Below are 20949 nucleotides of genomic sequence, written 5' to 3' on the forward strand. Positions count from 1 at the left end.
CTAATCCGCGTTGGATGGGTGTGGGGCACTTGCCGTGCCACCGCCCAAGGCAATCTGCATGTAAACCGTATCGAGCCAGCGGCCCGCCTTCCAACCCATGCCTGTCAGGCGGCCGACCTGCTCAAAACCGCTGGAACCATGCAGTGCGACAGAGGCGGGTTCGCTGCCGCCGATAACGGCGACCATCTGCCGGAAGCCATAGGTTTCGGCTGCCTCCAGCAAGGCTCCAAGGAGCATCTTGCCTATGCCGCCGCCGCGCCGGTCATGCGCCACATAGATGCTGTTCTCGCAGGCATAGGCGTAGGCTGGCCGATCGCGAAACTGCGTCGCGTAGGCATAGCCCACCACCTCGCAGTCGTCGCAGGCGACGAGGAACGGCCAATGCCGGCCGGTCACCGCCAATATTCTATCTGTGGTCTCGGCCTCCGTCGGCGGCACGACTTCGTAGGTCGCAGTGCCGTAGAGAACATGATGGGCGTAGATGGCGGCGATGGCCGCTGCATCGTCGACCGTCGCCCTGCCAACTGAAAGGGTCATTGCCGGGTGGCTTCGACGACTTCACCGTCTTCCTTGACGAAGGTGTTGCGCTGTTCGGCCGGCAGCAGATCCAACACTTCTTCGGAAGGGCGGCAGAGCTTCACACCCAGTGGCGAGACTACCAGCGGGCGGTTGATGAGGATGGGATGCTCCACCATCGCATCGATCAGTGCTTCGTCGGTCAGGCTCGCGTCGCCGAGGCCCAACTCGGCATAGGGTGTGCCCTTCTCGCGCAGCAGAGTGCGCGGAGTGATGCTGGCTCGCTCGATGAGTTGGACCAGCAACGCGCGGCTGGGCGGCGTCTTAAGATACTCGACAACGTGCGGCTCGATGCCCGCATTGCGGATCATGGCCATGGTATTGCGAGAGGTCCCGCATTGCGGGTTATGGTAGATTACGATATCGGTCATCGTTGCCTCTTCAGCAGCAGGTAAGTTCGGCCAGAAGTGGCTCGCACAGTTCGGCGCGCCCTTGGCAGCAATCCTTGGCCAGATAGACCATCAGTCCGCGTAGCGCGTCGAGGTTGGCGCGCTGGATCTGGTGACGGCCACGCTTCTCGGGAAGCACCAGGCCGGCCTTCACCATGACGGCGAGATGTGTCGAGAATGTGCTCTGTGTCAGCCCCGAAGCCTCAACCAGCGCGCCGGTTGATAGACCGTCAGGCTCATGCCGGATTAGCAAACGAAACGCATCGAGGCGCGTCGGATGTGAAAGCGCGGAGAGAATCGAGAGGGCGTCATCCGTGTTCATACATCGGAATTATCCGATGAAATTTCTTTCGTCAACAATGCATCGCTAATTTCCGATGTCTCTAGATGGCGGCCTAACGGCTTGGGCTTTGTTCTTAGACTTAGAAACCGGACGGACCGCAGTTGGGATTCAAAAATGGAGAGCTGAGAGGCCGGGATGGGCTATCTACGACCCGAGGGCATCCCGTTCGAGCCGCGCATAATTCTTACTAACCAAGGTTAATTTCGGCGTTTTTCCATCTGTTACGGACAATCAAAATTGGAACGCGCCGCCAAGAACCGGGTTGACGGGTCTATTGCCATCGTCAGCCAGGAGAGCAGCATGGGCGACACGCTTGTCCCGCCGCGCGGAGATGACGCGCCGATCACCACGTCAAAACAGAGCAATGCCATCAATGATGCGACGGCTAACCTGGTCGAGGGTAAGGGAGACGCGCTGATCGGCAAGACGGTCACCGTCAATCGGCCGCGCGCAGAGCTTTTCGCCTATTGGCGCGACTTCTCCAATCTTCCGCGCTTCATGGAAAATCTGGTTTCTGTTGAGAAGCTCGATGACCGGCGGTTCCGGTGGGTCGTGAAGGCGCCGGCCGGGCAAACGGTCGAATGGATCGCTGCGATAACCGAAGAGAAACAGGACGGATTCATCGCCTGGGCCTCGGAACACGGCGCGGATGTCCCCAATAGCGGGCGTATCGATTTTCGCGATGCACCCGGCGGGCGCGGCACCTGGGTCAGTGCGACCATCCTCTACGATCCGCCAGCCGGCATCATCGGCAAGGTCATCGCCACCATGTTTCAGCGCGAGCCCGCCATTCAGGCGCGGCGGGAACTGCGGCGCTTCAAGCAACTGATGGAGACCGGCGAGGTGGCGACCGCCGCTCGGACCCGCAAGCAGCAGGAGCAGGCCTGATGCGCGCTTTGACCTGGCATGGAAAGCATGACGTGCGCGTCGATACGGTCGACGATCCAGAAATCCTCAATCCGCGCGACGCGATCATCAATGTCACGTCGACCGCCATCTGCGGGTCCGACCTTCACCTCTATGACGGCTATATCCCGACCATGAAGGCGGGCGACATATTGGGCCATGAATTCATGGGCGAAGTTGTCGAGACCGGCCCCCAATCGACCCTGCAAAAGGGTCAGCGCGTCGTGGTGCCTTTCACCATCGCCTGCGGCAGCTGCTTCCATTGCAGCAAGCATCAATATTCGGCATGCGACAATGGCCTGCCAGCGGACAATCAGGATATTGCTCAGGCCGCCTATGGCCAGCCCATGTCGGGACTGTTCGGTTACAGCCATATGACCGGCGGCTATGCCGGCGGCCAGGCCGAATATGTGCGCGTGCCTTTTTCCGATGTGGGACCGATCGTCGTTCCCGACGGGATCGAGGACGACAAGGTGCTGTTCCTGTCCGACATCTTGCCGACCGGCTGGATGGCCGCGGAAAATGCGGAGATCGAGCCCGGCGACACCGTGGCGGTGTGGGGCTGCGGCCCGGTCGGGCTGTTCGCGGTGCAATCGGCTTTCCTGATGGGTGCCGAGCGCGTCATCGCCATCGACCATTTCCCGCACCGGCTCGAACTGGCGCGAAAGTTTGGTGCGGAGACGATCAACTTCGAGGAAACCAAAACCTATGAGGCGCTGATGGAGATGACCGGTGGCATCGGTCCCGATGCCTGCATCGACAGCGTCGGCCTTGAGGCGCACGGCTTCTTTGCCGACAATGTCTGGGATCAGATCAAGGTCTCAACCTTCCTCGGCACGGACCGCGCCCATTCGATCCGCCAGGCGATCCTCGCCTGCCGCAAGGGTGGCCGGGTCTCGATGCCGGCGGTCTACGGAGGCTTCGTCGACAAATTCCCCTTGGGCGCCTTCATGGAAAAGGGCCTGACGCTCAAGACCGGCCAGACCCACGTCCAGCATTATATGCCCGGGCTGCTCAACGCGATCATGGAGGAGAAGATCGACACGACCTTTCTCATCTCGCACCGCATGCCGCTGGAACAGGCGGCACAAGGCTATAGGCTGTTCCACGACAAGCAGAACGAAGTGACGAAGATCGTGCTGAAACCGGGCATGGACCTGTCGCAGGCGGCCTGACCCTTATTCTCACAGGAGACTAGCTGATGCGTTCTTTCTTCCTTTTCACCGCAAGCGCTCTGGTTCTTGCCGGGTGCAATAGCGCCGACACATCCGATAATCAGGTCGGGGCGAATGCCATTTCCGCCAATAGCGCGTCGGAAATGGCCGATCGGAACGTGATGGCCGACCCTGTCGCCACGCCGATCGATGCGTCTGGCTATCTTGCCAAAGCGGGTGCAGGCGACATGTTTGAAATCGAATCGTCCAAAGCCCTGCTAGAAAAGAGCAAGGACGCCAAGCTGCGCGACTTTGCGCAGATGATGGTGAAGGCTCATCAGCAATCGACAGCCAAGGTCAAGGCCGCGGCGGCTGAAGCCAGGTTCACCGTGGCACCGCCAAGCCTCGCCCCGGACCAGCAGATGATGCTCGACGAGATCAAGGCCGCCTCGGCCGATACGATCGATGCCGTCTATATCAAGGATCAGAAGATCGCACATGATGCCGCGCTCGCCTTGCATGAGAGCTATGCCAGCGCCGGCGATACGCCCGCGCTCAAGAAGGCAGCCGCGCAAATCGCACCTGTCGTCAAGGAGCATATCGCCCATCTCGCGGCGTTCCCGGCCAAGTAAGGAGAGAGATATCATGAGCAAATTCGCGCTCATCACCGGCGCTTCGACCGGCATAGGTTTCGAACTCGCGCATCTGGCGGCCAAGGATGGCTATGATCTGCTGGTCGTGGCGGACGAGCCGCTGATCGACGCATCGGCTGAGGATTTCAGACAATATGGTACGCAGGTGCAATCGGTCGAGACGGACCTTTCCACTCTGCGAGGCGTCGATCAACTGTTCGCCGCGACCGACGGTCGGCAGATTGATTTGCTCTGCGCCAATGCGGGCCGCGGCCTGGGCCATGGTTTTCTCGACCAGGATGTCGCCGACTGGCGGCGGGTGATCGATACGAATGTCACGGGTACGATCTACCTGCTGCAGAAAGTGCTGAAACAGATGGTCGCGCGCGACGATGGGAAGATACTCATCACCGGCTCGATCGCCGGCTTCATCCCCGGCAGTTTCCAGGCGGTTTACAACGGCACCAAGGCGTTCATCGACAGTTTTGCCGATGCGATCCGCAACGAAATCAAGGAGAGTAAAGGCGTCACGGTCACGACCCTGATGCCAGGCCCCGTCGAAACGGAGTTTTTCGCGCGAGGAGATATGCTCGACACCAGCGTGGGCGCATCGGACAACAAGAGCGATCCCAAGAACGTCGCCAAGGACGGTTGGGATGCCCTGATGGCCGGTCATGCGCACATTGTGTCGGGCTGGAAGAACAAGGTGCAGGCGGCGGTAGCCCATGTGACACCGGCAAGGGTTCTTGCCGAGCAGCACCGCAAGATGGCCGAACCCGGATCAGCAAAGGACCAATAGGCAGAAGACGAGGCGGCGTTGGCTGCACCCTTTCATTATCGGGCGGGGCGAGAACGACATCTGTAGATAAGCGTTCTTCTTCATGGCCGCTTCTCGAGGCTGATGAAGAGGAGAAAGCTCATGAAGAAATATGCCTATGGCTGGATCACCGCCCTTTTCTTTCTTGTGTCGATCGTCGGGCACTGGATTTTCGGTTGGTATGCGTTCGTCGAGGACGCCCGCGAACATCATCAAGCCGCGCAGGTCGGCAGCTACCTCGTCGAAATGGGCCGGGATACGTTCGAGAACTGGCAGTCGGAATTCCTGCAGCTTATCTGGCAGGTCGTGGGACTCGCCTATTTCCTGTATATCGGCTCGCCGGCATCCAAGGAAAATGACGACCGGCTCGAGGCGAAGGTGGATGAGTTGATGAAACTTGTCGGCGGCGCGGAGGCCGAAAGGCTGATCGCAACAATTGATGATCGCTATCTTCGAACCCATGGCCACGCAAAGCCTCACGCCCATGATGTCGGGCATGAATGACAACTCGCCATTGGGCGTAAAACGGCCGAATTTTTGTTGCGAGTCGTTCGCTTGGAACAAGGAGTGGCTGCTGGATTTTCTGTCAGGAGCGAAGCAACAGGAGGACGTTATGGCGACCGATATATTCACCGACGCGATAGCATTGCTGAAAGCTGACCATCGCAAGGTCGAAGAGCTGTTCGAACAGTTCGAGGCGACGAAGGCCGCAACGAAGAAGCAGCAGATCGCGCACCAGATCTGTACCGAACTTAAGATCCACACGTCGATCGAAGAGGAGATCTTCTATCCGGCGTTTCGCGGGAAAATCGAGGACGACACGCTGGACGAGGCCTATGTCGAGCATGATGGCGCCAAGGTGCTGATCAATGACATCGAAGCGGGTTCGGCTGAGGATGATTTCTACGCTGCCAAGGTCAAGGCGCTGTCCGAGGAGATCAAGCATCATGTCCATGAGGAGGAAATGCCGTCGGAGGGCATGTTCGCTCAATGTCGCAAGACGGACGTCGATCTCGTCGCCCTGCGCGACCAGATGATGGCGCGCAAGGAAGAGTTGCTTGCGCTCGCCAAGACCTCCGGCCTGCCCGCGGCGAAGCTCAGCGTCGTAAACCTGATCGCTGCTTGACGCAGACATGTCCGGCCGCCTTTCTGACGGTCGGACATGTATCGCTAATCGATCGATCTCGATGAGGGCGGGGCCGACCGCTTTAAATCTGTCGCGCAACGCGCGTAAAGCCAAGAAGATGGAAAGAGCGTGTCAGACGGACCGGCGGAAACATTGTCGCCTGCCTTGCCGACCGCGGTTGAGGAGGCGACAGCACAGCTTCTTCATGCATGTTGCGATGCGCGGTTAAAGATCGCGACCGCTGAAAGCTGCACCGGCGGATTACTGGCTTCGCTGCTCACCGACGTGGAGGGCGCGAGCCACGCTTTCGAGCGCGGCTTCGTCGTTTATAGTGAGGAATCCAAATGCGAACTGCTCGGCATCGCCAGGGATCAAATTGATGCCTGCGGCGCGGTCAGCCGCGATGTCGCCATCGCCATGGCACAGGGCGCTGTCGACCGATCGACAGCGGACATCGCGCTCGCGATCACCGGTTATGCCGGACCCACTGCAGACGGCGGCGAAGAAGGTCTCGTCCATTTTGCCTGCGCCCGCAAACATCGCGGCACGGCGAACAGAGTCGCGCATTTTGGCCCGATCGGACGGGGACCGACAAGAATCGAAGCCATAAAAATAGCCTTGGAGATGATGCTGGACGCTGTGCGTGCCGCCTGATCGCTTCGCCTCGATCACGGGCCACGGACTGATCCGCATCGCGGCGGCGACCCCGATCGCGAGCGTTGGCGACGTGGGTGCCAATGCCGGGACCATCCTGGACCTGGCGCGTAAAGCAGCAGCAGCGGGCGCCGACATCGTCCTGTTCCCGGAACTCTGTCTCTCCTCCTATGCGATCGATGACCTCCATCTTCAGGAGGCGCTGCTGGGCCGCGTGGAAACAGAGACTGGCAAGCTGATCGAGGCAAGCGGGGATCTGCCCGTCCTGCTCCTCGGCGCGCCGGTCCGGCGAGCGGGACGCCTCTATAATGCGGCGCTGGTCATTGCCCAGGGTAAGCTGCTCGGGGTCGTGCCCAAAAGCTATCTTCCCAACTATCGCGAATATTATGAGAAGCGCTGGTTCGCCTCCGGTGCCGGTCTGACCGGTCTGGAAATCGCCCTCGCCGGTCATCAGGCGCCGTTCGGCACGGACCTGATCTTTGCGGCGCAGAAGCATTCGGGCTTCAGTTTTCATGTCGAGATTTGTGAAGACTATTGGTCGCCGCTGCCCCCCTCGACCTTCGGCGCGCTGGCGGGCGCGCTGATTCTTTGCAATCTTTCAGCGTCCAACATCACCATCGGCAAATCGCGCGACCGGCATTTGCTGTCGGCGTCACAATCGGCGCGGTGCCTGGCCGCCTATGCCTATTCCGCCGCCGGCCCTGGAGAAAGCACCACGGACCTTGCCTGGGACGGGCAGGCGATGGTGCACGAACTGGGTGCGCTGCTGGCGGAATCGACGCGCTTTGGCGATGATCCTGAGCTGACCCTCGCCGACATTGATGTCCAGCGCCTGCGGCTCGAACGGATGCGCAACGGGACGTTCAACGATACGGCCTCAGCCTGCGGCCATCCCGAACAGCGGTTCCGCCACATCCGCTTTCCCTGGGTCGTGCAAGGGGACCGTTCAGGCCTGTACCGCCCGCAGCGGCGCTTTCCCTTCGTACCCGCCGATGCGACGGCGCTGGATGCCGATTGTTACGAAGCCTTCAATATTCAGGTGGAGGGTCTGGTCACACGGTTCCGGGCTACGGCGGGCCAGCATCTGATCATCGGCGTCTCGGGCGGGCTTGATTCCACGCATGCACTGATCGTTGCGGCCAAGGCATGCGACCGGCTCGGCCTCCCGCGCTCGACGATCCTGGGCTACACCCTGCCGGGCTTTGCGACCGGGGAGCAGACCAGGTCGAACGCCTGGGCGCTGATGGATGCGCTGGGCATAACCGGCGAGGAAATCGATATCCGTCCGGCGGCGCGCCAGATGCTCGCCGATATGAAACATCCCTTCGCGGTCGGTGAGCCGGTGTATGACATCACCTTCGAGAATGTGCAGGCGGGTCTGCGCACCGACTATCTGTTCCGGCTCGCCAACCACCGTGGCGGATTCGTCGTCGGCACCGGCGACCTATCCGAACTGGCGCTGGGCTGGTGCACCTATGGCGTGGGCGACCAGATGAGCCATTATGCGGTCAATAGCGGGGTTCCCAAAACGCTCATCCAATATTTGATCCGCTGGTGCATTTCTAACGGGCAGTTCGATGCCGCGACGGACGCGATTCTGACCGCGATTCTCGGCACCGAAATCTCTCCCGAGCTTGTCCCGGCCGATGCGAGCGGCGCACTTCAGAGCACGGAAAGCAAGGTGGGGCCTTATGCCCTCAACGATTTCTTTCTGCACCACATCGCGCGCGCTGGACTGCCACCCTCCAAAGTCGCATTTTTGGCCTGGCACGCGTGGCGCGACGCCAATGCCGGGGAATGGCCGCCCGGTTATCCCGACAGCGCCAAGATCTCCTATGATCTCTCGACGATCCGGCATTGGCTCGAAAACTTCCTGTTCCGTTTTTTCACGATCAGCCAATTCAAGCGATCCGCGATCCCCAACGGCCCAAAGCTTTCCTCCGGCGGCGCATTGTCGCCCCGCGGCGACTGGCGCGCCCCGTCCGATGGCACGGCGACAGTCTGGCTCGACGAACTGGCGGCAGCTTGGATGCCTGCCGACAGGCGTTAGACAAAGTGACTTACCCAAGTTAATTTGCCCCGCATTTCAGCCTTTTCAGGCGGAACGGCCCGCGCCACAATTAGTTTTGATCTCATCGTGAATTCCAGTCAGCAAGGAAGAACCGATGGGCGACACGCTTGCCGATCAGTTTAAAATCATGGCCGTTTCCGCTGTGCCCGGCAGCGATGCCGGCCAGCACGGGCCATCGCTTGCCCTAACGGCGAAGACATTCTTCGCGCATCCAACGATGGTGGGTTCCGCCTTTCCGGCGAGCCGCTGGCTCGTGCGCCGAATGCTGGAGCCGATCGATTGGACGGGAATGAAGCTGTTCGTCGAATTCGGACCCGGCACGGGCGCGTTCACCCGCGCCGTGCTGTCTCGTCTGCCTGCTGCCGACGCTGCGTTGCTGGCACTGGATACCAGTCCGGCCTTCGTCGATCATTTGACAACCTCCATAGACGATCGACGGTTGCATGCCGTCTGCGCACCTGCGGCGGATGTTACTGCCATCCTGCGAGAGCGCGGCCTGCCGCCTGCCGACTGCATACTCTCCGGCCTGCCTTTTTCGACTTTGGAGCCAGCCGAAGCCGACCGGACGATGCGGACCAGTCGCGCCATCCTCGCGCCCCACGGCATATTCTGCGCTTACCAGATGCGCCGCGCCATCGAGCCGCTGCTGAAGATCAATTTTGGCGCAGTCCATGCGGCCTATGAGTGGCGCAACATTCCGCCCTGTCATCTCTACTGGACTGACGCGAACCCCGATAGCTGAACTCAGGAGATCATTATGACCGAGCAAACACGCGCGCCCTCAAAGCCTTCGGCCCTGTCGATAGACGATAGTCCCCGGCGCGGACCGCTAGGTGACGTCCTGCCGGATGAGAATGACCCGGACCCCCGCACAGGCGGTGGCCAGCCTTCCGAGGAGGTAGAGGATCGGCCCGTGGTCGGGACAGTGAAGCCGGAGGATTATCCGGAGGATCAACGCGCCAAGGGCGCATGAAAACGGGAGAAAGCCATGGAAGATCAGTCTCGCAGTGAACGATCGGTTCCGTCGGAGAAGACGCGCGACCCGAATATTTCGACGGAGAATCAGCCCCAGGGTGCGGCCCGACGACCCAGCGACACGCTCGATCGTGAGCCTGCACGCGATCCTGTGAGCGGCGGCGCCATATCGTCGGACTATGATCCTGAAAGCATGACGAGGCGCGGTGAGCAGGATGACACTCGTGCGGGTCGCGAACTGAACGAGGAGAAAGGCGATAATGGTGGTGACGATGATCGGGCTGAACGCGACCCTGCGTCGGACCATAATCCATTAGCCCCGCCCATCAACATCGAACCGGGCAGTTTAGCCAAGTAGGAGAGATACCATGGCAAAGCGCAAATGGTCGCAGGATGTAACCGACCACAGCGATGCGCTCGACCTTGACGAAGGCGTGTTCAAACAGGACGATCCAAAGGCCATTGCCCTGTCGTTGAAGCGTTCCGCCGAACATAGCCATCGTCGCAAGGGTACGCTGCTGCAATCGGCGATGGGCATGCTGACTTTCTACATCAATCGGGCGGGGGACAATCTCAGCGCCACACGACGGCAAGTGCTGGAAAAATCCAAGGACGAGCTGCGCGCGGCATTCAGCAAGAAGGAGAAACGCCATGCCTCGCGGTGACAAATCCAGCTATACCGACAAGCAAAAGCGGAAGGCCGAGCATATCGAGGAAGGCTATGAGGATCGCGGCGTGCCCAAGGACGAAGCCGAACGCCGCGCTTGGGCGACTGTGAACAAGGAATCGGGCGGCGGCAAGAAATCCGGATCGGGACGGGGCAAGGCGGAAAACCATGCTTCCTCGCGCAAGGGAGGCCGGATCGGTGGCTCCAGCCAGAGCCACCAGAAGCGCTCGGCCGCCGCGAAGAAAGGCTGGGAGACGAGGCGCAAGCAGGCGCATAACTGATGTCGATCCACGCCATGATCGCGCTTCACCCGGACGTTGGTAGCGATTTCAATGAGTTGCTGGCAACCGCCGCGCAGCGTGCCATGTGTTGCACGGCGCTGTGCACCTCTTGTGCGGACGCCTGCGTTGCCGAGAATATGGATATGCGCCAATGCGTCCGGTCCTGCCTGGACTGTGCAGACATCTGCACGGCTGCCGGACGCCTCGCGGTGCGCCGGACCGGGCAGAATATCGAAGCGCTTCGACTGATGCTGGAGAGTTGCGCGCGCGTCTGTGAGCTTTGCGCCGAGGAATGTTCGCGGCATGACCATGGGCATTGTGAGCTTTGCGCGGAAATGTGCCGCGAATGCGCGAAAGATTGCCGTGCGGCGCTAACGACCGTGCAATGAGGAGCGCATCAACATGTCGGTCAGGGGTGGAACCCTGCGCGACATGCGGCATGCGTGAGACCGTTCGTTGGGCCAGTCGCGTCTTGACCAGTCAGCTCTGGTTGAGGTGCAGATATCGCTCGTTGAAGTCCGCCAACGCCCGCAGCCCCTTCCAGTCGGCGACCTGCATCCGGCGCCTGTCACGATTTATCAGACCTTGCTTCTGCAACATCTTGAGCACGCGATTGACGTGTACGCTGGTCAGGCCAAGGGCATCACCAATCTGCTCCTGGGTCATCGGCATCTCGTAGTCGCCGGCGGCCGGCGTGTCAGTGTCCGTCAGCCGCACAGCAATTTCGCAGAGCAGATGCGCAAGCCGTTCCGTCGCCGAGCGGCGGCCCACATTGAGCAGCCATTCTCGTCCGATCGATGCCTCGATCAGCGTCGCCACCCAGAAGGCCTTGCCGACTGCTGGGCGCTTGAACGCCAGTTCCTGCATGGCCGGCAGCGATACTTCCGCAACGACGCCGGATGTCAGCGCCTGAACGTTATGATCGGATTCGGTCAAGAACAGATTCTGAAGGTCCAGAAAATCGCCGGACATGTTGATTGCCGTTGAGAAGTGACCCGGGGTTTTCATCGAGAAGTGACCCACCTTGCGATTATGTTTCGGATGTCACCGTTGGGTCAAGATGAGGTTTTCTCCTTTCGCGCTGTGGGCTGCTGAGCAGAGCTGTTTTTGAACCGGAAGCTGTCGTTGCCGGTTTCAAGGATGTGGCAGTGATGGGTCAGCCGATCGAGCAGCGCTGTGGTCATCTTGGCATCACCGAACACGGTGGCCCATTCACTGAAGCTGAGGTTGGTGGTGATGATGACGCTGGTGCGCTCGTAAAGTTTGCTGAGCAGATGGAACAGCAATGCACCGCCTGAGGCGCTGAACGGCAGATAGCCGAGCTCATCGAGGATCACGAGATCGGCGTGGGCGAGCCTTCCGGCGACCTGGCCTGCCTTGCCCTGGGCCTTCTCCTGTTCGAGCGCATTAACCAACTCGACGGTGGAGAAGAACCGCACCCGTTTTCGATGATGCTCGATGGCCTGAACGCCCAGCGCTGTCGCGATGTGGGTCTTGCCGGTGCCGGGGCCGCCGACCAGCACGATGTTGTCGGCAACGTCGATAAACTCACAGCGGTGAAGCTGGCGCACCAGCGCTTCGTTGATCTCACTGCTGGCGAAGTCGAAGCCTGCCAGGTCGCGATAGGCCGGGAACCGCGCAGCCTTGAGTTGATAGGATACCGATCGCACCTCTCGTTCAGCAGTCTCCGCCTTCAGGAGCTGGGACAGGATCGGGATGGCGGCATCGAACGCCGGTGCACCCTGTTCCATGAGATCGGTAACGGCCTGCGCCATGCCGTGCATCTTGAGGCTGCGCAGCATGACGATAATAGCGCCGCTGGCGGGATCATGACGCATGGCGGCTCTCCCGACGCAGAGCGTCATAGCGCTCGACATTGGCCATCGGCTCGCTGACCAGTCTCAGCGCCTGTGGCGCCGTGACCGGCGGCGTTGTCAGCGGCTTGCCGTCGAGCAGACGGTGCAGGAGGTTGAGGATATGGGTCTTGGTTGGAACGCCCCCCTCCAACGCCATCGTGACGGCCGTCAGCACGGTCTGCTCGTCATGATGCAGCACCAGGGCCAGGATCTCGACCATCTCCCTGTCACCGCCAGGAGACCGCAACAGATGCCGCTGCAGCCGCTGGAAGGGATCAGGCAGTTCAAGGAACGGCGCCCCATTGCGCAGGGCACCTGGCTTGCGCTGCACCACCGCCAGATAATGGCGCCAGTCATAGACGGTGCGCCCCGGCCCATCGTGGGATCGTTCGATGATACGCTGGTGTTCGCACAGCAACTGTCCCTCGGCGACCACCAGGAAGCGGTCGGGATAGACGCGCAGGCTGACGGGGCGGTTGGCGAACGACGCCGGCACGCTGTAGCGGTTGCGCTCGAGATGGACGAGGCAGGTCGGTGAGACCCGCTTGCCATACTCGACAAAGCCATCGAACGCCCTGCCTGTCGGCATCAGGCTCGCCACCTCATCCGCCCAGGCATCAGCGACAGACCCGGGCTCGATTCCGTGCGGAATATCCTGCCATAGCGCCTTGCAGCGCTCCTCCAGCCAGATGTTCAAAGCGTCGAGGCTCTGAGTCTGGGGGACAGGCTGCCACAGGCGATGCCGTGCATCCTGCACGTTCTTCTCGACCTGGCCCTTCTCCCACCCAGCGGCCGGATTACAGAACTCGGCCTCGAACAGATAATGGCTCACCATCGTCAGGAAGCGGGCGTTGACGGTCCGGCTCTTGCCGCGCCCGACCTTGTCGACGGCAGTCCTCATGTTGTCGTAGATGCCGCGTCGCGGCACGCCGCCCAGCACGCGGAACGCATGATTATGGGCGTCGAACAGCATCTCGTGGGTCTGCAGTAGATAGGCCCGCACAAAGAAGGCGCGACTGTAGCTGAGCTTGAAGTGCGCGACCTGCAGCTTGGTGCGCACGCCATCGATGATCGCCCAGTCCTCGCTCCAGTCGAACTGGAACGCCTCACCCGGTGCGAAGGACAACGGCACGAAGGTGCCTCTGCCGCTCATCTGCTGCTGGCGGCGATAATCATCACGCCAGTCCCGGGCAAAGGCCGCGACACGGCCATAGGAACCGTCAAAGCCGAGGCTCACCAGATCGGCATACAACTGCTTGACCGTGCGCTTCTGCTTGCGCGGACGGCCCATCTCCCGCCTCAGCCAGGCTGTCAGCCGCTCGACGAACGGGTCCAGCTTGCTCGGTCGCTCCGGCACCTTGAACTGCGGCTCGATCGTGTCCGACCGCAGATATTTACGAACGGTGTTGCGGGAAAGACCGGTGCGCCTGGCTATCTCCCGGATCGATAGATGATCGCGGTAATGCCACCGCCGGATAACGCTCAATAATGCCATGTCCAACACTCCATGGTCCACCGCTCGTCAAAGCCAGGGACGTGTTCAAACATGGGTCACTTCTCAGTGGAAATTACTGGCTTCCCCGGGTCACTTCTCAACGGCAATCAACACGCCGGACAGGTTTATCGCGATGATCTGGCGCTCGCCATTGCGGTGAGTTTCTGCCGATAGGCATAGCCGTCCACTATGAAGGCGCAGCGCGCGGGCCGCTTCCCCTCTCGCACCAGATAGTCCGACGAAGCAACCTGTCGCAGAACGAAGGGAAGCGCACTGATCTCGCGAAGGTCGTCCTGCGCCAGAGGATGGCGCCGGCAGAGCTTACGAATCATCAATGCGACGGCGGTGGAAAGATCGCAGGCTCCCGCTCGGAAAGGGCGGGAGCACGCAGTCTCTCTCAGTCGCCAAAACCCGTGCAACGCAATGGCGATAGCCTTGCCGTAACATAGGTATGCTCGATTAAACGCAACATTTGTTCGTTCATCTTGGATGCCGCTGATTTTCGCGTTAGGCGTCCGCATTCATCGAATCCGTCTCGATTGGCGGACGGTCTATTCCGCCGTCGCTGTTACGTTGATCGTTAGCAGCCTGCGCTTGTCGGCGTCCGTCACGACCACCTGAAACTGGCGACCGTCCCATATCAGTTCCGGGTTATGCTTGAGGAATTCGCCGGCAAAGACGACGGCGTAGACACGCGCCGCATTATCGTCCGGCAGATCCTTGCCCTCATCGTCTTGGTCCTGGCCATGATCGTGCACATCGAAATAATAGAAGGGCATATTTCATCCTCATGGTTCCGGTTAAAGAGCGTGAATCACGGGCTAAACCAAAGCTTACTGGACACCATTCGAGTTCCGAAGCGCTGGCCTATCGGCGTGCATCGGCAAGGCTATGGTCCAAAGCCTCAATCTTTCGTTCATAGGCCTTCGCCAGCTCCTCGCGCGTGCGTTTGGCCGATATATTCTCCGTTGAAGCGGCTTTTTCGCGTTCTTCCCCGGCGCGGCGCTGATAATAAGCCCGATCAAATTCATCAAACATGGAAATGACCTCCTTTGCACGACTGCCCCTCACCGTTGAATTAAGCAGAATGTGGCTCCTGGTTCATTAAACTAGGTAAGGGGAGCGACGATCTCATTTCTCATTGCCAAGACGCTTTTCGGCCAACTGAACCGCGAGGAAGGCGAACAAGTCGAAGGCCAGAGTTATGTTCATGGAGGATCAAAATCAGCAATTGGATGACCGACAAGCTGTTTGGAGGAACTGCCCCTTATCCGTTGACGATCGTCCCTCCGTTGGGATGCAATACCTGGCCCGACATGTAGCTTGCATCGTCGCAAGCAAGAAAAAGAAAGGCGGGGGCAACCTCGTTGGGTTGGCCAGGGCGGCCCATCGGGGTGCTCTCCCCAAAATGCTCGAGCTTCTCTGGACTAGCGCCTCCGCAAGGATTGAGCGGCGTCCAGATCGGGCCCGGGGCCACCGCGTTCACCCGAATGCCATCCCCGACCAGATTTTCGGAAAGCGAGCGGGTAAAGGCGGTGATCGCTCCCTTGGTCGCACTATAATCCAGCAGTTCCGAACTGCCCTGATACATGGTGACGCTGGTGCAATTGACGATGGCAGCGCCAGCCTTCAGGTACGGCCGCGCCGCCTGAACAAGGAAGAACATGCCAAAGATATTGGTCTGGAACGTGCGGCGAAGCTGCTCCTCGCTGATGTCGGTAATGTCCTTGTCGGGATGCTGCTCCCCGGCATTGTTGACGAGGATGTCGATCTTGCCGAACGCCTTCAGCGTTTTGTCCACGACTTCGTCGGCAAAACCGCGCTCTCCGATGTCGCCGCGAATAGTGATCGCCTTGCGTCCCTCCGCCTCGACGATACGCTTGGATTCCGCTGCGTCCTCATCTTCCAGCAAATAGACGATCGCGATGTCAGCGCCCTCGCGCGCATAAAGAGCGGCGACCGCTCTACCTATGCCACTGTCGGCGCCGGTGACGATGGCGACCTTGCCCGCAAGCCGGTTCGAGCCCTTGTACCGTGGTTCCCACTCAGGTTTGGGGGAGAGCCTGCTTTCATAGCCCGGCTGCGCATCCTCATGGATCATCTCGACGGTCTTGCTCATCGCATAAACTCCTTTGCGCAAGAGAACCCTTCTCGGCCCAAAGAGTTCTCGATGGGACAAACGGATGATCGCATTTTTGCGTCAGCCGAAACCCGAAAGGAGATGATCGATGTCGCTCAAGGCCCTGGCGCTCAACTGCACCCTTAAGGCTGACAAAGGCGAGGACAGCTCGACCGACGCCATGATCGCGGTGCTCAAAAAGGCACTCGACGAGAAACAGGTGACGTTGAGCGAGACCGTTCGGGTCACCGCGCTCGACATCAAGCCCGGCGTGACCTCCGACGAAGGCAACGGCGACGAATGGCCTTCGCTTCGGGAGAAGATCCTCGCTCACGACATATTGATTTTCGGCGGCCCGATCTGGATGGGACAGATCAGCAGCGTCGCGAAGCGCGTGCTGGAGCGAATGGACGCCTTCCTCTCGGAGACCGATGATCAAGGCCGGATGCCAAGCTATGGCAAGGTGGCGGTCGCTGCGATCGTCGGCAATGAAGATGGCGCACATTTCTCCTCGGCCCAGTTGTTCCAGGCGCTGAACGATGTGGGCTGGACCATACCGGCGGTGGCGGCCTGCTATTGGGTCGGAGAAGCGATGGGATCGACCGACTTCAAAGATCTGAAAGACACACCGAAAATGGTTACGAAGACCGCCAGGATGGTTGCTGGCAACGCCGCCCATCTCGCGGGTCTGCTCAAGTCCAGCCCCTATCCCAATTGAGCTAAATGCGCGACGCCGACAGGTTTTGTGGAAATATCGTTTCCGGGGCGGTGCGCGGACTCCACACGACGGCCAATGGGGGGTGTCGACATGGAATCGAGCAGACCGTCCGATCATCGATTCCAGAGCAGCTCGCGCTTCATGAGCCTTTCGAGCTGCGACGGCGGGACGGGCGGCGAATCGAGCGTGGCAAGAAACTGCTCGTGTTGCTCAGCATCCAGAAAGAAAGTGTGCTGATCTAGGATCGCCTTGAGCTCGGCCACAGCTCTGATCTGGATGACATCGTCTTTATGCGCAGAGGCGCTTCGATCCGAACGGGCTTGCCGTGCGATATCGCTAACTCCTTGCCCGCGTTTGTCGAATTACCACGGCAATGTCCATACAACCGCTCCCGAGAATGCAAATTACGCCGCTGAACGTCTTGGAAGGGTCGATCGAGCCTCGCACGGTTGTGCCGACACTTTATCTCCTCACTTCTCGGAGAATGGCAGGGACTTCAGGATCGCGCCAATCCGAAGGCAGTTACAAGCTCAGATCGTGCTGTCGCGAATCTTATGATCTCTCCACGGCGATTGCCATCATGCTCCGGGCGGCAGCGCCGACGCCATCGGCAGATATAGCGTGAGCGGCCTCTGCGTCAGAGGAATGATTCGGAGCTGGCACAGGCTACGGCCTCCATATCGACCGATCAGCACGGCGGTTACGGTCGGATAGCGCGGCAGCCTTTCGGCAAGCGCCTATCTCAGTTGATATCCGCATTCACTCCTTCACTCGCCCATTTCAGCGAGGAGATGCGCAGGTCAGGCATGCAGTTCATATTCCTGAACCAGCCGCTCGGCCGGGATATGCCATGCCTTGTTGAGCTTCCGGATCATGCTGAGCGTCAAAGGGCGCCTGCGGCGGAGGATTTCAGTTGCACGGCTCTTGCCGATCAGATCCGCAAGATCGGACTGGGTACGACCCTCAGCCTCCATGGCCGCTTCGATGGCCTGCACCGGATCGAGATCCTTGCCGATCGGCCAGCGGCGTTCCTCATAATCATGAACGAGAGTGATCATGACGGCGAGCCGATCATATTCCGGAGTCCCTTCGGCGGCGCTCCAAAGACCCTTTATATCCTCCAACGCGGCGGCGTGATCTTCTTCGTTCTTGATGGGGCGAATGTCCATTTCCAATACCCTTCAGAATTGATCGACGGTCAGGGCGTCGACACGATCATATTCGGCATGCGTGCCGATGAACTTTATCCACCCGGTTTTCAGGCCGTAATGGAAAGATACGATCAGGCGATAGTCTCCACCCGCCACCTCGAAACGAACCCTCTCCCCATTCAGAACCTTGGCCTTGGGGAACGACGCCATAACCGCATTGCCATTCTTCCACTCCGCTGCATCGGCGATGGAATACCAATGTACCAAGGACGCCTGTGTCTCCGGATGCCTGGCCCAGAAGGCCACCAGCTTGTTCCGTGCGATGATCCTCATGGGCATTCCATGCCAGTTCCCACCATGGGAATCAAGCCAAAGTTCCCAAAACGGGAATCGGGCAAGCCGACGTCATAGCGTCAATTCGAGCTGAGCAGATCAGAGCCGCGTTCGTCCGCTAACGCCCCAGGCCAAATTCCAACTGAGACACTACCCGATCCTGCAATACGTCACTTACTGGCTCAATCGGAAAATTGCTGGGGGGAACTACCGACCCCGAACATATGTACCAAATACGGCCTAAAAGGGCCGGAATCTGCACAATCGGCACTTCAGTGCCCTACCCCTTGCGCCGCGAATCACGCTGCTGCATGACGGTGTTGGATCAGATGAAGAGGCCGGATGTGCCACAGACCCCTCGGGGTTCTGAACTGCCGGTCCGATCAAATGGTCCAGGTTTCTAGCGCATCCGGGCTCGTGACCTGCTCTTTGAACATGTGAACTGGATGAACGAACGAGGCATGCTGTCTGCGGTTCGGGAACGGATGTGCCACAGGCTCCATCAGGAGTCCTGAACTGCCGATCCCGCCCCGCAGGGCTGCTTGGCTGAAAGCGGACCGTGCCACAGGATATCTATGATATCTTGAACTGCCGCTATCATACCAAACGCTTATGCATGTTTAAAGTACAACCTTGCCGGACAAGCCAAGGCTATATGAGTTCGCTTCCTCTCTGAATAACAAAATTTGACGTACCATTGCAAGATACGGCACGCCAGATTTCAATCTTATGTTTGCTTTTTTAGGACGCTGCGTTCGCAAATGCGGCGCGATAGCGCGCGACCAATTGACGACTTTCTATGGTGGGTATTCTGAAATAGTTCGAAATGTATCGCATTAGGGGAGCCACTTTCTACCAATCAAAACACGGCAACTTTCTGCCGTTCGGTTGAAAAGTATCAGATAGACCAAATCGGCCCTCGTCGAAAATTGGTTCAAGCAACTGATTTTACTGATATTTTTGCCAAGTCGTAAATTTCAAATCCGATTTCAAGGTTTCCCTGGATTCTGCCCTTCGGAGCCACTGACTCGTCAGTTTGGAAGTTCGTGCCGCGGCCAGCGGACATGCTATCTTACTGGCGATGCAGCCCGGCCTGGCAGTGTTTCAGGCATCCTAAACAATAGCGGCAGCACGCAAAGCGCAACGATCGCGATCATAGCCCCAGGGACTGGCGCCCAGTCTGTTGACTTGAGCAACAGGTGCGCGACATAGGGCGCAAGGCCGCCGAACACCGCTGTGGCGGTGGTGGCACCAAAGGCCAATCCACTAAGGCGACCCTCACCGGGAAACTGCTCGGCCGCTGTAACGGCGCCGACAGCACTGACCCCACCGCCAACGGCAGCGAGAATGACAGCCCCACCGAAGGCTAGCGAAAGCGATGCGCCGGCAAGCAAGGTGAACAGGGTCATCGGCAATACCGCACTGGCAAGCGCGAGCCCGAGCATGACCGGCTTGCGACCGACTCTGTCGGCCAGTGCGCCCATCACCGGAGTGACAAGAACCACGACCGCCGCCGCAAGGGTGGCGAGCCAGAGTGCATCCGCTTCTCCCAGTGCACCGACCGAGGTCAAGTAGACGGGAACATAGGTGATCCCGACATAGTAAGTGATGGAACCCAACGCAGATATGGCAAAGCCATAGGCGATACCCCTGCGATGATGGCGAAGAGCATATTGCAGCGGACGAAGCGGAACCGAACCACGCTCACGCTGGCGGTCGAACTCCGGAGATTCCTGCATTCTGGCGCGCGCGATGAGCACGCCGCCAGCAAGTACCGCACCCAACAGGAAGGGAACGCGCCACCCCCAATCAATCAATGCCGCGTTGCTCAACATGCTGACTGTCAGAGCAGAGACACCGGCCGCGAGCAACGCTCCGACTTCGCTCGCTGCGGCGGCGAGCGAGGTAATCAGTCCGCGGCGGTTATCGGGCGCGCCCTCCAGCAGATAGGCCACAACGCCGGTATACTCCCCCCCAACCGAGAAGCCCATTATGCAACGGAGCAGAAGGAGCAACGCACCTGCGATCGAACCGATCTGCGCCTCGGTCGGCAAGAGTGCCGTCGCCAGCATGGCTGCAGTCATGATCGACATCGACGCAAGCATCGTCCTGCGCCGCCCATACCGGTCGCCTATGTGCCCGAACACGATCGCTCCGATCGGACGCATCAGATAGGCAACCGCGAAGCCGGCGAGCGTCGACAGAACCGAAACCTCGCTGCTTGCGAAGAACACCCGCGACAGGACCGTCACCAGGTAAAGGTACAGGGTGAAATCGTACCACTCCACGACGGTCGAAAGCGCAGCTATTACCATGGAGGCGCGTGATATCGCCGGGCTTTCGATGTCGCTCTTGATTACGCCCTCCTGAAGTGAACGGAACTGGCATGAGCTATCGTCAGTTCCTCCTGAACGTCTGGCTGAGGAAACAGGGTGTCGGTTCGCGCTATTGTCCTCAACTGTGATCTGCCTCCTCTGAGTGGACCGGTTGTTGATCTAGCGGATCATGTTCGCAGCCACGTTCGAGTGAAAATGTAGCGAAGCGGAACCGGGATATGACGGCAAAGCTATTTCCGGCCCAATGTGTCAAATACCGTGTTCAAGCCGACCAATTCAACCAATATCTGATTACATCGATCCAAGGTCGATGATGATAATCGGGAACCGGGGATGGCTATTTCTGGCAG

The 20949-nt window shown here is 59.6% G+C and carries 29 protein-coding genes; 15 read left to right on the plus strand and 14 right to left on the minus strand.

What is annotated here, in order from left to right:
* Genes WFR25_RS19690 through WFR25_RS19700 form a run of 3 tightly spaced genes read right to left on the minus strand, consistent with a single transcriptional unit; the run spans window position 1 to window position 1287 of the window.
* Window positions 1-537, minus strand: a complete 537-nt coding sequence (locus tag WFR25_RS19690) for a GNAT family N-acetyltransferase (protein ID WP_336973013.1) — start codon at window positions 535-537, stop codon at window positions 1-3.
* The gene (gene arsC, locus WFR25_RS19695) at window positions 534-947 is read right to left on the minus strand and encodes an arsenate reductase (glutaredoxin) (protein WP_336973014.1); all 414 of its coding nucleotides are present in this window, start codon (window positions 945-947) and stop codon (window positions 534-536) included. Before arsC ends, WFR25_RS19690 begins: the two co-directional genes overlap by 4 nt.
* A 10-nt stretch (window positions 948-957) precedes the next feature.
* Window positions 958-1287: an ArsR/SmtB family transcription factor gene (locus WFR25_RS19700; protein ID WP_336973016.1), complete on the minus strand. Its 330-nt coding sequence runs from the start codon at window positions 1285-1287 to the stop codon at window positions 958-960.
* A 321-nt stretch (window positions 1288-1608) separates the two neighbouring features.
* Here WFR25_RS19700 and WFR25_RS19705 point away from each other — a divergent pair, with 321 nt between their 5' ends.
* From WFR25_RS19705 to WFR25_RS19770, 14 genes are all read left to right on the plus strand, one after another.
* The gene (locus tag WFR25_RS19705) at window positions 1609-2196 is read left to right on the plus strand and encodes an SRPBCC family protein (RefSeq protein WP_336973018.1); all 588 of its coding nucleotides are present in this window, start codon (window positions 1609-1611) and stop codon (window positions 2194-2196) included.
* Window positions 2196-3389 (plus strand): zinc-dependent alcohol dehydrogenase, encoded by a 1194-nt coding sequence (locus WFR25_RS19710; RefSeq protein ID WP_336973019.1) that lies wholly within the window; start codon window positions 2196-2198, stop codon window positions 3387-3389. Before WFR25_RS19705 ends, WFR25_RS19710 begins: the two co-directional genes overlap by 1 nt.
* Window positions 3390-3415: 26 nt before the next feature.
* Window positions 3416-4000, plus strand: a complete 585-nt coding sequence (locus WFR25_RS19715) for a DUF4142 domain-containing protein (RefSeq protein WP_336973021.1) — start codon at window positions 3416-3418, stop codon at window positions 3998-4000.
* 13 nt (window positions 4001-4013) lie between these two features.
* Entirely contained in the window at window positions 4014-4799 is a 786-nt protein-coding gene (locus WFR25_RS19720; RefSeq protein ID WP_336973023.1) for an SDR family NAD(P)-dependent oxidoreductase, read from the plus strand.
* A gap of 120 nt (window positions 4800-4919) precedes the next feature.
* Window positions 4920-5321 (plus strand): DUF6766 family protein, encoded by a 402-nt coding sequence (locus WFR25_RS19725; RefSeq protein ID WP_336973025.1) that lies wholly within the window; start codon window positions 4920-4922, stop codon window positions 5319-5321.
* A 109-nt stretch (window positions 5322-5430) separates the two neighbouring features.
* Window positions 5431-5943 carry a hemerythrin domain-containing protein gene (locus WFR25_RS19730; RefSeq protein WP_336973027.1) on the plus strand — a complete coding sequence of 171 codons (513 nt, stop codon included), beginning with the start codon at window positions 5431-5433 and terminating at the stop codon, window positions 5941-5943.
* A 129-nt stretch (window positions 5944-6072) separates the two neighbouring features.
* On the plus strand, window positions 6073-6597 hold the full coding sequence (locus tag WFR25_RS19735; RefSeq protein ID WP_336973029.1) for a CinA family protein: 525 nt from the start codon (window positions 6073-6075) through the stop codon (window positions 6595-6597).
* Window positions 6587-8647 (plus strand): NAD(+) synthase, encoded by a 2061-nt coding sequence (locus WFR25_RS19740; protein WP_336973030.1) that lies wholly within the window; start codon window positions 6587-6589, stop codon window positions 8645-8647. The genes WFR25_RS19735 and WFR25_RS19740 overlap by 11 nt, the downstream gene beginning before the upstream one ends.
* 115 nt (window positions 8648-8762) lie before the next feature.
* The gene (locus WFR25_RS19745) at window positions 8763-9410 is read left to right on the plus strand and encodes a class I SAM-dependent methyltransferase (RefSeq protein WP_336973033.1); all 648 of its coding nucleotides are present in this window, start codon (window positions 8763-8765) and stop codon (window positions 9408-9410) included.
* 15 nt (window positions 9411-9425) lie between these two features.
* A complete protein-coding gene (locus tag WFR25_RS19750) occupies window positions 9426-9641 on the plus strand; it encodes a hypothetical protein (RefSeq protein ID WP_336973035.1) in 216 nt (71 codons plus the stop codon).
* 15 nt (window positions 9642-9656) lie between these two features.
* A complete protein-coding gene (locus tag WFR25_RS19755; RefSeq protein ID WP_336973038.1) occupies window positions 9657-10001 on the plus strand; it encodes a hypothetical protein in 345 nt (114 codons plus the stop codon).
* Between the two features lie 10 nt (window positions 10002-10011).
* Window positions 10012-10308: a DUF3175 domain-containing protein gene (locus WFR25_RS19760; protein ID WP_336973039.1), complete on the plus strand. Its 297-nt coding sequence runs from the start codon at window positions 10012-10014 to the stop codon at window positions 10306-10308.
* Window positions 10295-10591, plus strand: a complete 297-nt coding sequence (locus WFR25_RS19765) for a plasmid stabilization protein (protein WP_336973040.1) — start codon at window positions 10295-10297, stop codon at window positions 10589-10591. Before WFR25_RS19760 ends, WFR25_RS19765 begins: the two co-directional genes overlap by 14 nt.
* Window positions 10591-10980: a four-helix bundle copper-binding protein gene (locus tag WFR25_RS19770; protein WP_336973042.1), complete on the plus strand. Its 390-nt coding sequence runs from the start codon at window positions 10591-10593 to the stop codon at window positions 10978-10980. Before WFR25_RS19765 ends, WFR25_RS19770 begins: the two co-directional genes overlap by 1 nt.
* Window positions 10981-11071: 91 nt before the next feature.
* On the opposite strand, the gene WFR25_RS19775 is transcribed toward WFR25_RS19770, so the two are convergent.
* The 7 genes from WFR25_RS19775 to WFR25_RS19805 form a co-directional block, all read right to left on the minus strand.
* On the minus strand, window positions 11072-11614 hold the full coding sequence (locus tag WFR25_RS19775; protein WP_336973043.1) for a Crp/Fnr family transcriptional regulator: 543 nt from the start codon (window positions 11612-11614) through the stop codon (window positions 11072-11074).
* Between the two features lie 32 nt (window positions 11615-11646).
* Entirely contained in the window at window positions 11647-12429 is a 783-nt protein-coding gene (gene istB / locus WFR25_RS19780; RefSeq protein WP_336968219.1) for an IS21-like element helper ATPase IstB, read from the minus strand.
* Window positions 12419-13942, minus strand: a complete 1524-nt coding sequence (gene istA / locus WFR25_RS19785; RefSeq protein WP_336968217.1) for an IS21 family transposase — start codon at window positions 13940-13942, stop codon at window positions 12419-12421. The genes istB and istA overlap by 11 nt, the downstream gene beginning before the upstream one ends.
* A gap of 125 nt (window positions 13943-14067) precedes the next feature.
* Window positions 14068-14274 (minus strand): hypothetical protein, encoded by a 207-nt coding sequence (locus WFR25_RS19790; protein WP_336973044.1) that lies wholly within the window; start codon window positions 14272-14274, stop codon window positions 14068-14070.
* 219 nt (window positions 14275-14493) lie between these two features.
* Window positions 14494-14721, minus strand: a complete 228-nt coding sequence (locus WFR25_RS19795; RefSeq protein WP_336973047.1) for a DUF6894 family protein — start codon at window positions 14719-14721, stop codon at window positions 14494-14496.
* Between the two features lie 88 nt (window positions 14722-14809).
* On the minus strand, window positions 14810-14980 hold the full coding sequence (locus WFR25_RS19800; RefSeq protein WP_336973048.1) for a hypothetical protein: 171 nt from the start codon (window positions 14978-14980) through the stop codon (window positions 14810-14812).
* 229 nt (window positions 14981-15209) lie between these two features.
* Complete coding sequence (locus tag WFR25_RS19805; RefSeq protein WP_336973050.1) at window positions 15210-16061, minus strand: SDR family oxidoreductase; 852 nt, start codon at window positions 16059-16061, stop codon at window positions 15210-15212.
* A gap of 109 nt (window positions 16062-16170) precedes the next feature.
* On the opposite strand from WFR25_RS19805, the gene WFR25_RS19810 reads away from it, so the two are divergent.
* Window positions 16171-16779, plus strand: a complete 609-nt coding sequence (locus WFR25_RS19810) for a flavodoxin family protein (protein ID WP_336973052.1) — start codon at window positions 16171-16173, stop codon at window positions 16777-16779.
* Between the two features lie 113 nt (window positions 16780-16892).
* On the opposite strand, the gene WFR25_RS26670 is transcribed toward WFR25_RS19810, so the two are convergent.
* The 4 genes from WFR25_RS26670 to WFR25_RS19830 all read right to left on the minus strand — a co-directional run bounded on the left by WFR25_RS26670 (window position 16893) and on the right by WFR25_RS19830 (window position 20578).
* Window positions 16893-17042, minus strand: a complete 150-nt coding sequence (locus tag WFR25_RS26670; protein ID WP_419723172.1) for a type II toxin -antitoxin system TacA 1-like antitoxin — start codon at window positions 17040-17042, stop codon at window positions 16893-16895.
* Between the two features lie 537 nt (window positions 17043-17579).
* Window positions 17580-17948, minus strand: a complete 369-nt coding sequence (locus WFR25_RS19820; protein ID WP_336973055.1) for a helix-turn-helix domain-containing protein — start codon at window positions 17946-17948, stop codon at window positions 17580-17582.
* Between the two features lie 12 nt (window positions 17949-17960).
* Window positions 17961-18263: a type II toxin-antitoxin system HigB family toxin gene (locus WFR25_RS19825; protein ID WP_336973057.1), complete on the minus strand. Its 303-nt coding sequence runs from the start codon at window positions 18261-18263 to the stop codon at window positions 17961-17963.
* A 1067-nt stretch (window positions 18264-19330) separates the two neighbouring features.
* Window positions 19331-20578 (minus strand): MFS transporter, encoded by a 1248-nt coding sequence (locus WFR25_RS19830; RefSeq protein ID WP_336973059.1) that lies wholly within the window; start codon window positions 20576-20578, stop codon window positions 19331-19333.
* Window positions 20579-20949 lie beyond the last annotated feature (371 nt).

Origin of the sequence: Sphingobium aromaticiconvertens, assembly GCF_037154075.1 — a bacterium.
In the GTDB taxonomy this organism is placed as follows: domain Bacteria; phylum Pseudomonadota; class Alphaproteobacteria; order Sphingomonadales; family Sphingomonadaceae; genus Sphingobium; species Sphingobium aromaticiconvertens.

Bases quoted from the DNA above. Each gene is read 5' to 3' on its own strand.
- WFR25_RS19690 (WP_336973013.1), bottom strand. From the start codon at position 537: ATGACCCTTTCAGTTGGCAGGGCGACGGTCGACGATGCAGCGGCCATC.
- istA (WP_336968217.1), bottom strand. From the start codon at position 13,942: ATGGCATTATTGAGCGTTATCCGGCGGTGGCATTACCGCGATCATCTA.
- WFR25_RS19830 (WP_336973059.1), bottom strand. From the start codon at position 20,578: ATGGTAATAGCTGCGCTTTCGACCGTCGTGGAGTGGTACGATTTCACC.
- WFR25_RS19710 (WP_336973019.1), top strand. From the start codon at position 2,196: ATGCGCGCTTTGACCTGGCATGGAAAGCATGACGTGCGCGTCGATACG.
- WFR25_RS19715 (WP_336973021.1), top strand. From the start codon at position 3,416: ATGCGTTCTTTCTTCCTTTTCACCGCAAGCGCTCTGGTTCTTGCCGGG.
- WFR25_RS19730 (WP_336973027.1), top strand. From the start codon at position 5,431: ATGGCGACCGATATATTCACCGACGCGATAGCATTGCTGAAAGCTGAC.
- WFR25_RS19800 (WP_336973048.1), bottom strand. From the start codon at position 14,980: ATGTTTGATGAATTTGATCGGGCTTATTATCAGCGCCGCGCCGGGGAA.
- WFR25_RS19720 (WP_336973023.1), top strand. From the start codon at position 4,014: ATGAGCAAATTCGCGCTCATCACCGGCGCTTCGACCGGCATAGGTTTC.
- WFR25_RS19745 (WP_336973033.1), top strand. From the start codon at position 8,763: ATGGGCGACACGCTTGCCGATCAGTTTAAAATCATGGCCGTTTCCGCT.
- WFR25_RS19725 (WP_336973025.1), top strand. From the start codon at position 4,920: ATGAAGAAATATGCCTATGGCTGGATCACCGCCCTTTTCTTTCTTGTG.
- WFR25_RS19805 (WP_336973050.1), bottom strand. From the start codon at position 16,061: ATGAGCAAGACCGTCGAGATGATCCATGAGGATGCGCAGCCGGGCTAT.
- WFR25_RS19760 (WP_336973039.1), top strand. From the start codon at position 10,012: ATGGCAAAGCGCAAATGGTCGCAGGATGTAACCGACCACAGCGATGCG.
- WFR25_RS19750 (WP_336973035.1), top strand. From the start codon at position 9,426: ATGACCGAGCAAACACGCGCGCCCTCAAAGCCTTCGGCCCTGTCGATA.
- WFR25_RS19825 (WP_336973057.1), bottom strand. From the start codon at position 18,263: ATGAGGATCATCGCACGGAACAAGCTGGTGGCCTTCTGGGCCAGGCAT.
- WFR25_RS19795 (WP_336973047.1), bottom strand. From the start codon at position 14,721: ATGCCCTTCTATTATTTCGATGTGCACGATCATGGCCAGGACCAAGAC.
- arsC (WP_336973014.1), bottom strand. From the start codon at position 947: ATGACCGATATCGTAATCTACCATAACCCGCAATGCGGGACCTCTCGC.
- WFR25_RS19755 (WP_336973038.1), top strand. From the start codon at position 9,657: ATGGAAGATCAGTCTCGCAGTGAACGATCGGTTCCGTCGGAGAAGACG.
- WFR25_RS19820 (WP_336973055.1), bottom strand. From the start codon at position 17,948: ATGGACATTCGCCCCATCAAGAACGAAGAAGATCACGCCGCCGCGTTG.
- WFR25_RS19705 (WP_336973018.1), top strand. From the start codon at position 1,609: ATGGGCGACACGCTTGTCCCGCCGCGCGGAGATGACGCGCCGATCACC.
- istB (WP_336968219.1), bottom strand. From the start codon at position 12,429: ATGCGTCATGATCCCGCCAGCGGCGCTATTATCGTCATGCTGCGCAGC.
- WFR25_RS19790 (WP_336973044.1), bottom strand. From the start codon at position 14,274: ATGATTCGTAAGCTCTGCCGGCGCCATCCTCTGGCGCAGGACGACCTT.
- WFR25_RS19765 (WP_336973040.1), top strand. From the start codon at position 10,295: ATGCCTCGCGGTGACAAATCCAGCTATACCGACAAGCAAAAGCGGAAG.
- WFR25_RS19770 (WP_336973042.1), top strand. From the start codon at position 10,591: ATGTCGATCCACGCCATGATCGCGCTTCACCCGGACGTTGGTAGCGAT.
- WFR25_RS19700 (WP_336973016.1), bottom strand. From the start codon at position 1,287: ATGAACACGGATGACGCCCTCTCGATTCTCTCCGCGCTTTCACATCCG.
- WFR25_RS19810 (WP_336973052.1), top strand. From the start codon at position 16,171: ATGTCGCTCAAGGCCCTGGCGCTCAACTGCACCCTTAAGGCTGACAAA.